The 11,837-nt window shown below is 78.3% G+C and carries 9 protein-coding genes and 1 pseudogene; 2 read left to right on the plus strand and 8 right to left on the minus strand.

Annotated elements, in window-relative coordinates; genetic code table 11:
• Positions 1-121: 121 nt before the first annotated feature.
• The 8 genes from ACYVO2_RS21565 to ACYVO2_RS21600 form a co-directional block, all read right to left on the minus strand.
• Positions 122-1,024 carry an alpha/beta fold hydrolase gene (locus ACYVO2_RS21565; protein ID WP_461009562.1) on the minus strand — a complete coding sequence of 301 codons (903 nt, stop codon included), beginning with the start codon at positions 1,022-1,024 and terminating at the stop codon, positions 122-124.
• Positions 1,025-1,237: 213 nt separating this feature from the next.
• Complete coding sequence (locus tag ACYVO2_RS21570) at positions 1,238-2,533, minus strand: wax ester/triacylglycerol synthase domain-containing protein (RefSeq protein WP_461009563.1); 1,296 nt, start codon at positions 2,531-2,533, stop codon at positions 1,238-1,240.
• A 26-nt stretch (positions 2,534-2,559) separates the two neighbouring features.
• On the minus strand, positions 2,560-3,807 hold the full coding sequence (locus ACYVO2_RS21575; protein ID WP_461009564.1) for a glycosyltransferase: 1,248 nt from the start codon (positions 3,805-3,807) through the stop codon (positions 2,560-2,562).
• Between the two features lie 217 nt (positions 3,808-4,024).
• A complete protein-coding gene (locus tag ACYVO2_RS21580) occupies positions 4,025-5,065 on the minus strand; it encodes an ROK family protein (protein WP_461009565.1) in 1,041 nt (346 codons plus the stop codon).
• Between the two features lie 147 nt (positions 5,066-5,212).
• Positions 5,213-7,702 (minus strand): glycoside hydrolase family 2 protein, encoded by a 2,490-nt coding sequence (locus tag ACYVO2_RS21585; protein ID WP_461009566.1) that lies wholly within the window; start codon positions 7,700-7,702, stop codon positions 5,213-5,215.
• A 352-nt stretch (positions 7,703-8,054) separates the two neighbouring features.
• Positions 8,055-8,333 (minus strand): hypothetical protein, encoded by a 279-nt coding sequence (locus ACYVO2_RS21590; protein ID WP_461009567.1) that lies wholly within the window; start codon positions 8,331-8,333, stop codon positions 8,055-8,057.
• 210 nt (positions 8,334-8,543) lie between these two features.
• The gene (locus ACYVO2_RS21595; RefSeq protein ID WP_461009568.1) at positions 8,544-9,275 is read right to left on the minus strand and encodes a VOC family protein; all 732 of its coding nucleotides are present in this window, start codon (positions 9,273-9,275) and stop codon (positions 8,544-8,546) included.
• Between the two features lie 249 nt (positions 9,276-9,524).
• Complete coding sequence (locus tag ACYVO2_RS21600; protein ID WP_461009569.1) at positions 9,525-9,764, minus strand: hypothetical protein; 240 nt, start codon at positions 9,762-9,764, stop codon at positions 9,525-9,527.
• A gap of 328 nt (positions 9,765-10,092) precedes the next feature.
• On the opposite strand from ACYVO2_RS21600, the gene ACYVO2_RS21605 reads away from it, so the two are divergent.
• Positions 10,093-10,824 (plus strand): hypothetical protein, encoded by a 732-nt coding sequence (locus tag ACYVO2_RS21605; RefSeq protein ID WP_461009570.1) that lies wholly within the window; start codon positions 10,093-10,095, stop codon positions 10,822-10,824.
• Between the two features lie 132 nt (positions 10,825-10,956).
• Positions 10,957-11,714, plus strand: a pseudogene (locus ACYVO2_RS21610) (aminoglycoside phosphotransferase family protein); the annotation flags it as partial.
• Positions 11,715-11,837 lie beyond the last annotated feature (123 nt).

The raw sequence follows: 11,837 nt of genomic DNA on the forward strand, positions 1-11,837 counted from the left end.
CGTTTCCTCTCAGGAGCGTGATGGACATGGACCCTTTTCTCCGCCAGAGGGGGGCGGAGGCTCTGCACAACGCGCGGTGGACACGGTGGTTTCGGACGATGCCGCCGAACGGGTGATCCCGTCACCCGCACGGGCGAGCGACCCGCTCCACCGGGTGGCAGTACTCCAGGTCCTCCAGCGGACGCCCCGTGAAGAACCGCAGCATCAGGTCCACCGCCTCCGCCGGGCGTTCCAGGTGCACCATGTGGTCCGCGTCCTTGATCGTGGTGAACCGGGCGTCCGCGCACAGCGCCGCCGCCTCGCGGCTCATCGCCGGGGTGGTCAGCGGGTCGTGCGCCCCCGTCATCACCAGGGTCGGCACCGTGACCGGCGGCGCGGTGCGGTCCGGGCGGTGCGCCAGCAGCCGCCGGGTGTTGTCCAGGTACCGGATCACCTCCTGCTCGGACAGGCCGTGCAGCGCCGACGACAGGCTCCGGACCACCGCCGCCCGGCGCGCCACCGCCACCTCGGGCGCGTCGCACACCAGCGACTCCAGCACGCACCGCACGAACTCCGGCCTGCGGCCCTGCGTGAGCAGGTCGAGGCTGCGCTGCATCCGGGCGCGCACATGGTCCGTCAGGCAGGCCATCGTGCCCACCAGCACCATGCGCCTGGCCCGGCCCGGGTGGCGCTGCGCCCAGCGGTGCGCCACCGCGCTGCCGTAGGAGGCGCCCACCACGTTGACCGGGCCCGGCGCCACCTCGGTGAGCAGCCGGTCGAGCGCCCCGGTGAGGAAGTCGAAGCCGTACGAGGGGGGCAGGCGGTCGGCGGTGCCCGCGCCCGGCAGGTCCACGGTGATCACCGTGGCCTCCTCGAGGAACTTCTGCTCCACCCGCCCCCAGCCCGTCTTGTGCTGGAAGGCCCCGCCCACCAGGACCACCGGTGCCAGGCGCGCGTCCGGCCGACGCAGCACCCGCCCCTCGTAGGCGTAGCCGCCGAACGTCAGCGGGACGAGTTCTTCCCTGGTAGCCGTCAGCGTCGTCACAAGCCGGTCTCCGTTTCCCTGGTCTGGGTCTGCTGCTTCGGAACTGGTGCCGTGCGCCCGGCGCCCCGGGCACCGGTGCTCCGGGTGGGCCCGGATCGGAAGGGCCCCCGTGTCGCCCGGCCCGGTCGCGCCGTGCCCGCGCCGCCCACCCGGCGCGTCCCCCCGCCCCAGTGGAGAACGAGCGCCGGGACGCTCAGGTCACCGGCGGCCCGCTCAGCGGGCCGCCGCCCGCAGGTCCTCCACCTCGCGGCGGATCCGGTCCGCCAGGGGCCGCGCGGCGTGGCCGTGGGCGCGGTCGGTGAGCACACCCACCACCGCGACGCCGTCGTGCGTCGTCAGGGAGACCGCGAGCGGGTGACGGGGGCTCAGGCTGGGGAACAGCGTCATGCGCACCGCGGGCGCGGCGCCGAGCGCGAGTGCGCCCCCCGCGGTGCGCACATTGGTGCACAGCAGCGACGCGTAGCGCGGCGAGTCGGCGTACCGGCCCAGCAGCTCCCGCAGCCCGCCGTGCTCCCGCGGCGCCCGGTCCACCAGCACGGCCTGGCCGTGCGGCAGGCCCCGCCGCAGCGCCCGCCGGGCGGCGCCGTCCACCGCGAGCAGCCGCCCGGCCGGGCCGCCGGACGTCGGCAGCGGCACCCGGATGGTGGCGTAGTGGTTGCCGAGGGCGCACGCGTCGTGGGTGGAGCGCAGGTCCACCGGCACCATGGCGCACACCCCGGGCAGCCAGGGACGGCGGCCCAGCAGCCCGGTGGCGCGCAGCGCGGTGCCGGTGGCGGCGAGGAACACCGCGTTGGCGGTGGCCCGTCCCGCGGGCAGCGCGTCGCGGGCCGCCCGCAGGGTGCTCTCCGGCAACTCGCTCCAGGCCAGCACCCGGTGGGCGTCCACCTCCCGGTGCATGGGCAGCGGGCGGCCCTTGGGCAGCACATCGGTCGCGGCGCGCAGCACGGCGCGCACCGGGGCGCCGGGCGCCACCCGCGGGTGGGGGACCAGGGCGGCCGCCGGGGGAGCGGGGTGCGCGCCGGGGCCGTCCAGCAGCGTCCGCGCCAGGGTGACCGTGGACATGCCGTCGAGCAGGGCGTGGTGCGCCAGCAGCAGCAGGGCGAACCCCTCGGGCGCGGGCAGCAGGTGCAACTGCCACGGCGGCGCCGAGGGCCGGTGCGGCAGCGGCCGGGCCAGCAGCGCGGCGGCCCGCTCCGCCGGCCCCGCCCCGGCCGGGCCCCAGGCCGCGACCACGTGCCGCGCCGGGTCCGCGTCCCGCGCCGGGGCCCACCGCGGCCAGGCGCCGCCGCCCTCCTCCGGCACCAGCCGCAGCCGCGGGAAGCGGCCCCAGCGGTGCCGCACCCGCTCCGCGAGCTCCTCCGGCGTCGGCGGCTCGCCCCGGAACCACATCAGCAGCCCGATGTTCATGCACACCGCGCCGCTGCTCTGGTGCCGGTGCAGCCAGGCGTCCAGCGGCGGCATGGGCACGGCGCCGCCGAGCCGCCCGGGTCCGATCCGCTGCGTCGTCATCGTCCGCCCCCGAGGCCCGCCCCGCCTCAGCGCGCCTGCGCCGCGACGGCCCGCGCCACCCGCCCCGCCCCGTCCTCCCCGGCCAGCACGGCGGCCAGCGCGGCCGCCCTGCGCCGGTGGGCGGGCTCCTGGGTGGCCCGGGTGAGCAGCCTGGCCAGGCGGGGCGCGGTAAGCCGCCCGTACGGCAGCGCGCCCGGGCTCGCCCCCAGCGACACCAGGCGGGCCGCCCACCAGGGCTGGTCGGTCAGGACGGGGACGGGGACGGCGGGCACCCCGGCGCGCAGCCCGGCGGCGGTGGTCCCGGCGCCCGCGTGGTGCACCACCGCGGCGGTGCGCGGGAACAGCCAGTGGTGCGGCACCGCGCCCACCGTCAGCACGTCGTCGTCCGCCACCTCCAGGCCCGCCCACCCCGACTGCACCACGCCCCGCAGCCCGGCCAGGCGCAGCGCCCGCGCCGCGGTGGCGCTCAGTTGCTCGGCGTCGCCGGGCATCATGCTGCCGAAGCCGACGAACACCGGAGCGGGCCCCGCCTCCAGGAAGTCCGCCAGCTCCGCGGGCGGGCTCCACCGCGGGCACTGGTGCGGCCACCAGTACCCGGCGACGTGCAGCCCCTCCCGCCAGTCCGCGGGCCTGGGCACCACCGCGGGGCTGAACCCGTGCCAGACCGGCCATCCGGAGCCGGCCCGGCTGCGGCGCAGCGCGCGGGTGCCGCGGCGCGGCAGGCCCAGCAGGGTGTGCAGCCGCCGGTTGGCCGCGGCGTACAGCCCGTCGAGGACGAGGTTGACGGCCCGGCCCCGGGTGAGGTTGGCCCGCCCCGGCGCCCGCGGCCCGCCCAGCACGCACGGCGGGAAGGCGGTGGTGGGCTCCTCCGGCTGGAGGAACACGCCCATGCTGGCGATGCCGTGGTACTCGGCCACCACGGTGCCGATCGGCGCCGCGATGGTGGACAGCAGCAGCATCTCGGTCTTGTCGTGGACGGCGGCGAGGATCCCGTCCACCAGGGCCACGGCGGCCCGCTCGGTGGCGCGGGCCAGGGTGTACAGGGCGGCGGGGGAGCGCCCGGAGCCGGTGACGCGGCGGTGCGCGGCGAGCAACTGCTCGAACGGGTCCGCCGACAGGGCGCGGACCTTCAGGCCGCAGCAGGCCACGGCGTCGCGGAACCGCTCATGGGTGACGATCTCCACCTCGTGGCCCTCGTCGCGCAGCCGGTGCCCGAGCCCGGTGTAGGGCGCCACGGAGCCGTACGTGCCCGCGGTGACGATCTGAATGTGCATGCCGGTCCCTTCGCTCCCGCCGCTCCGCGGCCCGGCACACATCCGGGCCGCGGCCCTCCGCCGACGGGAGGGGGATGGGTCACCGGCGGGATCTGGTCAACGCGTGTGCACCCCGGTTGGTTGCGCTGACTTCGCCGACGAGTGAACCCGGCGCCGGGGCGGGGCGAAGTCGGCGCTCGGCGGGAACCGGACTTCGCCGCGGCCCCGCCGCCCGGTCTCACCCCCGCCCCGGGGCGCCCCGCGTGCCCACCCCCTCCAGCGGGATTCCCAGCGTCTGCGCCGCCGCGGCCGCCGCGCCGACCAGGCCCGCCGCGGTGCCCAGTTCGGCCGCCCGCACCCGGATGCCGCGGGTGAACGACAGCACCGCGTACGACTCCAGGTGCTGCCGCAGCGGCCCCAGCAGCACCTCGCCGGACTGCCCGACCCCGCCGCCGACGACGGCCACGTCGATCTCCACCAGCGCGGCGGTGGCCGCGATGCCCGCCGCCAGGGCCCGCGCCGAGCGGGCGAACGCCGCCCTGGCGACCGGGTCCCCGGCCCGGGCGGACGCGGCGACGGCCAGCGCCGAGGCGTCGCCGTCCGGCGGTCGCCAGCCGTCCCGCAGGGCGCGGCGGGCGATCGCCGGGCCGCTGGCGATGACCTCCACGCAGCCCCGGGCGCCGCACGGGCACGGCTCGCCGTCCAGGTCCACGCTGATGTGCCCGAGGTGCCCGGCGTTGCCGCTCGGCCCGGGGTACAGGGCGCCGCCGAGCACCAGGCCGCCGCCCACACCGGTGGACACCACCAGGCACAGCGCGTTGGCGTACCCGCGCGCCGCGCCCTGCCAGTGCTCTCCCGCGGTCATCGCCACCCCGTCCCCGCACAGCACCACCGGCAGGCCGTCGGCGGCGGGGTGCCGCCGCACCCGCTCCACCAGCGGGAAGTCCCGCCAGCCGCCGATGTTCACCGGGCTGACGGTGCCGCGCGCGGTGTCCACCGGGCCCGCGCTGCCGAGGCCGACGCAGCGCACGCCGGGCCAGCGCGGGTCGCGGGCGAGGTCGTCGAGCACGGCGAGCACCGCGGCCGCCACCGTCTCGCCGTCCTCGCCCGCCGGGGTGGGGCGCTGCGCCCGGGCCAGCAGGCGCCCGTCGGGGTGGACCAGCGCCCCGGCCACCTTGGTGCCGCCGATGTCGAGCGCGGCCAGGGGGCGCGCGTCGGGTCCGGCGGGCGGGGCGGCGGCCGGGGGCCGGTTCGCCGCGGAGTGGTCTTCGGTCTGCATCGGCGGTGCCTTTCGGGTCTCGGCCGCTTCCCAGCGGCACGGTGACGACCGGGCGCGGCGGCGCGGTGGCGTCCCGGTGGAGCGCCTGCCCGCCCCGGCCCGCGGCCTGCCCGGCACCGCCGCGACCGCGCCGGGGCGGCGGCGCGCTCAGCCGTCCCGCGCGTCCCCGCCGGGGGCCGGCTGTGCGGCGTTCACGCAGTACAGGGCGGCCTCCGCCGCCTCGCGGGAGGGCTCGGGCCAGTTGGCGACCGCGATCGTCACGCTCTCCCCGGGCAGCAGCGTGACCAGCCCCCGGTCGGCCACCGCGTCCGGGTGCAGCCGGTCCGCCTGGAGCAGCAGGTCGCGCAGCAGCGCGCGGGCGCGCACCGTCACCTCGGCCCCCGCGCCGCGGCGCGCCACCTCCACGTCGTAGGCCGGGCGGGGGTGGGCGAACTCCCGGTCCGGGCAGGCGGACCACAGGGCCCGCAGCTCGCCGGCGTCCACCACGAGCAGCTCCTTGGCGCAGCCCGGCGCCGGGACCACGTGCTCGGGCAGCGCCACGCGGACCACCGAGCGCGGCCCGGCGGAGAACGGCACCCGCGCCTCGGCGGCCACCGTGCCGTCCACCGCGACCCGGCGCGCCAGGACGGTGCCGGACCAGGGCGCGGCCGAGTCGTTGACGGCGACGGCCCGGGGGCGGCCGTCGGGCACCTGGACGGTCAGCAGGCGGTCGGCGTACAGGCGGCGCAGCTCGTGGTACAGCGGTTTGGGCCGCCCGTCGCCGTCGATCGCGGACCAGGAGGTGACCGGCCAGCAGTCGTTGAGCTGCCACACCACGGTCCCGGCGCACACCGGCCAGTGCGCGCGCCAGTGCTCCACGCCGGCGGCCACGGCCCTGGCCTGGTTGACCTGGGTGAGGTAGTGCCAGTCGTCGAAGGAGGCCGGGTCGGCGAAGTGCCGGGCGAGGCCGCGCGCCAGCTTGCCGTTGCCGTCCTCGGCCTTCTGGTGGTGCAGCATGCCGGGCGAGTCGGGGGCCGGCGGGTCGTCGCGCAGCGCCCGGCGCAGCGTGGCCCAGGCCGGGGGCGCCTGCCAGCCGAACTCGGCGACGAACCGCGGCACGCTGTCCCGGTAGCGGGTGTAGTCGTCGCGGTTCCACACCTCCCACGAGTGGGCGTTGCCGTGGGCGGGGTCGTTGGGGTGCCGCTCCCAGGAGCCGGACCAGGGGCTGCCCGGCCAGTACGGGCGGGTCGGGTCCACCTCGGCGACCACGCGCGGCAGCAGGTCCAGGTAGTAGCCCTCGCCCCAGCTCGCCCCGGCCAGGGCGTCGCGCCAGCCCCAGTCGGTGAAGCCCCACAGGTTCTCGTTGTTGCCGCACCACAGCACCAGGCTCGGGTGCGGGGCGAGGCGCGCCACGTTGTCCCTGGCCTCGGCCTCCACCTCCGAGCGCAGCGGCTCCTCCTCGGGGTAGGCGGCGCAGGCGAACAGGAAGTCCTGCCACACCATCAGGCCCAGCTCGTCGCACGCGTCGTAGAAGTCCTCGCTCTCGTAGACGCCGCCGCCCCACACCCGCACCAGGTTCACCCCCGCCCGCGCGGCCTGAGCCAGCCGGGCCCGGTAGCGGTCCGCGCCGATCCTGCTGGGGAAGACGTCGTCGGGGATCCAGTTGACGCCGCGCGCGAACAGCCGCTCGCCGTTGACGACGAAGGTGAAGCCGCTGCCGTGCTCGTCCGGGCCGGTGTCCAGTTCCACCGTGCGGAAGCCGATCCGCCGCGACCACCGGTCCAGCTCCTCGCCGGTCGCCCGGTCGGCCAGGGTGACCACGCAGCCGTACCGCGGCTGCCCGCCGTGCCCGCGCGGCCACCACAGCTCGGGGTCGGGCACCGTCACCGTGACGGCCGCCCCGTCCGCGCCCGCGGGGACGGCCACCTCGGCGCGGAACCGCCCGACCCGCGCCCGCAGCAGCAGCTCACGCCCCGCCCCGCGGTCCGTCCGCGCCAGGTCCGCGTGGACGGTCACCCGGCCGGTGCCGTCGCCCACGGCCACCAGGGGCCGCACCCGCGCCAGCCGGGCGGTGCTCCAGTGCTCCAGCCTGGCGGGGCGCCAGATCCCGGCGGTGACCAGGGTGGGGCCCCAGTCCCAGCCGAAGGAGCAGGCCATCTTGCGCAGGAAGGGGAACGGCTCCGGGTAGGCGTTCGGCCGGTCGCCGAGCCGGTCCCGCTGGGCCTCGGCCTCGGTGTAGGCGCTGGTGAAGCGCACCGCGAGCGCCGTGGGCCCGGGGCCGAGCAGGCCGGTGGCGTCGAAGCGGTGCGTGCGGTGCATGTTCCGGGCGGCGCCCAGCACCCGGCCGCCCAGGACGACCTCGGCGACGGTGTCGAGCCCCTCGAAGACCAGGTCGGTGCGCTCGTGCCCGGTGCCCGGGGGAGCGAGCACGGTGTGGTACTCCCAGTCGGCGCGGCCCACCCAGGCGGCGTCCGCCTCGTTGCGGTCGAGGAACGGGTCGGCGAGCAGCCCCGCGGCCATCAGGTCGGTGTGGACGCAGCCGGGCACCGCGGCCGGGACGCCGTCCGCCAGTTGGTCCCGGACGTCCCGCGGCGGCGGCCCCCCGGACGGGAGCGGGTGCAGCGTCCAGCCGTCGGCGAGCGGCGTCACGTCCTTCATGGGGCCTCCTCGGGCGGGGGGAGGTGCGGGGTGCCCGCTCAAGGTAGACGTCCCGACCGGCCGTGTCCATAAACCGGTCAAGTTTCGACTTCCCTGCGGTGACTCCCGGACAGGAGAGGAGCTTTACTTAACCTTTACTATCTTGGTTCAGTCGCCCGCCGCGACCCCGGCGCGGCCTGTCCCGCCCCCGCCGCGCGAACCCTCCGCGGCCCGGATCCGCCCACCGCGGCACCCGCCACCCCGCCCCGGCACCCGCCACCCCGCCCCGGCCCCCGGCCCCCGCCCCGGCACCCGCCACCCCGCCCCGGCCCCCGGCCCCCGCCCCGGCCCCCGGCCCCCGCCCCGGCCCCGCTCAGCGCGCCGCCGCGCTCGTGATCCACGCGATCACCGTCCGCACCGTGGTGTCGTCGAGCTGCGCCACCGCCCGGATCGCGTCGCCGTCCCCGGGCAGCGGGGGCACGCCCGCCGTCACCAGCGCGGTGTGCAGGTCCAGCCGCCGCACATCGGCCGCGGGCAGGGAGTGCGCGGGCCGCGGGTCGGGGTCGGGCGGCGCCAGGTAGTAGCCGCCCCCGATGGTCCGGCGCGCGGCGGGGCGGCCGTGGCCCCCGGCCGCGGGATCCCCAGCAGTCATCGCGGTGTCCTTTCGTGTCCCTTCCGCCTCCACACCGGGCCAACGACCACGGACCGGGGCAGGACACCGCGAAACGCCCCGCGGCCGCCCCGGGCCCCCAGGACGGAAGAGAAGGCGCGCGGGACGGCGAAGGGGCGCGGCCGGGAACCGTGTGGCTCCCGGCCGCGCCCCTTCCGCCCCGTCACCGCCCGGGACGGCGCCCCGCGCGGCTCACTCCGTGCCGGTGACGCTGAACAGCCCGCCCTCCGCGTCCCGCAGCGTGGCGGTCCTCCCGTACGGCGAGTCCGCCGGCGGCTCCTCCACCCGGCCGCCGAGGTCCACCGCCCGCGCGGCCGCCGCGTCCACGTCCGGCACCCCGAAGTAGAGCTGCCAGCGCGGCCTGACCCGCGGGTCGGGCGCGGCCTCCACCGCCCCGCTGAACAGGCCCGCCACCCGGTGCCCGTCGATGTTGAGGATCACCCGGTCGTGCTCGTAGGACATCTCGTACCGGTCCGGGTCGGCCCGGTCCCAGCCGAACACCTCCCCGTAGAACATGGCCGCCGCGAACGCGTCCCTGGTGCGCAGCTCCAGCCACGCCAGGTGGCCGGGCGACCGCCGCACCGCCCAGCCCGGGTCCATGTCCCCCTCCCAGCAGCCGAACGCGGCCCCGGCCGGGTCGGCCGCCCAGGCCACCCGCCCCGTGACGAAGTCCACCGGCCCGACCGCCACGGTGGCCCCGCGCTCGCGGACGCGCTCCGCGGTGCGGTTCGCGTCCGTGGTGGAGAAGTACGCGGTCCAGGACACGGGGAACCCCAGGTCCTGGGCCATGGCGCCGATCCCCGCGACCGGGTCGCCGTCGGCGATCGCGAGCACGTAGGCGCCCAGGCGGTGCGGCCCCGGCTTGAACTGCCACCCCAGCAGCGCGCCGTAGAAACTCTGCGCCGCGTCCAGATCACGCGCCATGAGACCCACCCAGCACGGAGCGCCCTGAGCGGTCCGGGACGTGTGCGACAAACCCGATCACCCCTATACGGCCCGCCCTGGCGAGCCCTTGGATTACGAAGCCTTACGGCACCACACCCCCACCTTGTGCCCACAAAAAGCCGCTCGCCACCTTGGACATGCGGGAGGAGACGGACATCGGGTCACACACCACACCGGCGGCGCACCCGCGCGGCGCGCTCCGTGCCGCGACGCACCGCGCCGCCGCGCTCACCGGCCGTCGTCGTCCTGCGGCTCCTCCTCGGGCACGCGGCGGCCCGCGATCGGGTCGCCCTGCGCCGTGCCGCCCTCGGCGTGCTCGGCCGCGTACCCCTCGCTCGCGCTCGCCGTGCCGGGGATCACCCGGTCCCGCTCCCGGCTCTCCCCGCCCGAGTGGGCGCCGGGCTCCCGCTCGTCCCGTGCCCGGTCGTAGCCCTTGCTGTCCCGCTCCCGCGGTTCCTCCGCGCTCATCCGACGCCCTCCGCTGATCATTTCCGTTCCGGCGCGTCGCGGGTACCCGGGTCCGGACGGGGGAAACAGGCCGGGGCGGGTCTTTCCCGGCGGCTCGCGGCCGGGGGCGCCGCACCCCCGGCGGCCGGGCCCCACCGGAGGGTTCCGTCCGGACACACCAGCCTCTCTTCGCATCGTCATCCGGTCACTCCGCACCACGGTGTGTCGCCGCCGAGCCGGTCCGACGAATACGGTGAACAGGTGTATAGGGGTCGATCCGGCGTGACGTGACCCCGGGGGCGGCGTTGGCAGTGGCGTGGATCCACGGCAGATGTGGGAGCGGAACTCCTTGCTGGCGGAAGCGTTCTGCCTCGCCGACGAGCGCGTCGAGGCGGCCAGGGCCGCCCTCGAGGAGGCGCAGACCGAACGCACCCGAGTGCTCGCGGCCCTGAGCGTCACCGTGGGCAGCGACGGCGCGGTCGCCCAGCTCCTCGGCCTCGCCGAGCGCAGCGTGCGGCTCTCCCGCCGGCGCATCGGCCGGGCGGCGGCACGACAGATCGCGGAGGCCATACTCGCCGGCCCCGACTACGACGAGTCCGCCGAGGGCGAGCCCCCGCAGGACGGCACCTGGACGGCGCAGCGGGACGGCTCCTCGCCCCAGCCCGCGCCGCCGCCCCAGCAGCCGCCCCCCGCGCCCGAGCCGTGCCCCGTGCCGAACGTGCCGCCCGCCCCGGCCGAGCCCGCCTGGCCGCCCGCCATGGACCAGCTCCTGCTCCAGGGCTGGGCCTCCGGGGTGGACCAGCAGGCGCTGGCCGGGCAGCTCGGCATCGACCTGGCCACCCTGGTCGGCCGCGTCCAGCAGCTCACCACGCGCGGCGACCGCGCCCGCCGGTTCTCGCACATCCCCGCGGCCCGGCAGCCGGCGGACGCCACGCCGCCCGGCCGCCACCGCCGCACCACCGACCACAGGTCCCCGTTCACCGGCGCCTTCGGCCCGCCCGCCCCCGACCACCCCGACCACGCCCTCCAGCACCCCGACGTCAACGGCACCGTGGTCGACGGCCGCTTCGGCGCCGCCTGACCGCCCCGCCCGACGCGCCCCGCCACCCCGCCCCGGCCGGTTCGCCGGGCCGCCCGCCGGGCATGAACCGGCGGGCGGCGCCCGTCCGCCCGGCGGGAGGAGGCAGGCGTGGCCGAGGTGCCGGCCGGGGGAATGGCGAACGCGGGCGCGGTGCCGCGCCGCGGCGACCTGGTGGAGCGGCCGGCGCCGCCCGCGGCGAAGGCCCTCCACGCCCATCCGCGGGCGCTGCGGGCGGGCGGCTTCGACGGCGTCCCGGCCCCGGTGCGGCTGCGCCCCGACGGCCGGGAGGAGGTCGAGTTCGTCCCCGGCGAGGTCGCCGTGCCCCCGTTCCCCGGCTGGGTCCGCGGCGTCGCCGCGCTGCGCTCGGTGGGCGCCCTGCTGCGGCGGCTGCACGACGCGAGCGCCGCCGTGCCCCCGGACGCGGGCGCGGGCCGGCCCACCGAGCCGGCCGACCCGCGCGGCGGCCCGGTGCTGTGCCACAACGACGTGTGCCCGCGGAACGTGGTCTTCGGGCGGGCCGGGCCCACGCCCTGATCGACTTCGACCGGGCGGCCCCCGGCCGCCCCGTGTGGGACCTGGCGATGACCGCCCGGTTCCGGGTGCCCCTGCTCGACCCCGCCCCCGCGGGGGAGGGCGGGGACTGGGAGCGCACGGCCGCGCGGAGGCTGCGGGTCCTCGCCGACGCCTACGGCCTGTCCCGGCCGGAGCGGGCCGAGCTGCCCCGGGCCGTGGAGGACACCACGGCCGCGGGCCGCGCCTTCGTCGCCCGGCGCGTCGCCGACGGCCACCCCGGCTACGCGCGCCTGCTCGCCGGGCAGGGCGGCTGGGAGCGGTGGGACCGCCTCCGGGCGTGGCCGGCGGACCGGCGGGAGGCGTTCACCTCGGCGCTGCCGGAGCCGTGCGCGCAGGCCGCCACCGAGCCGGGTGCCGCGCCGGCCGCGGCACGCCCGGGCGCCGGACCGGGCGGCGCGGCCCCGACGGCCGGTCCGGCCGCCGACGGGCGGTGACCGGCG

This window comes from Streptomyces capparidis, assembly GCF_054782095.1.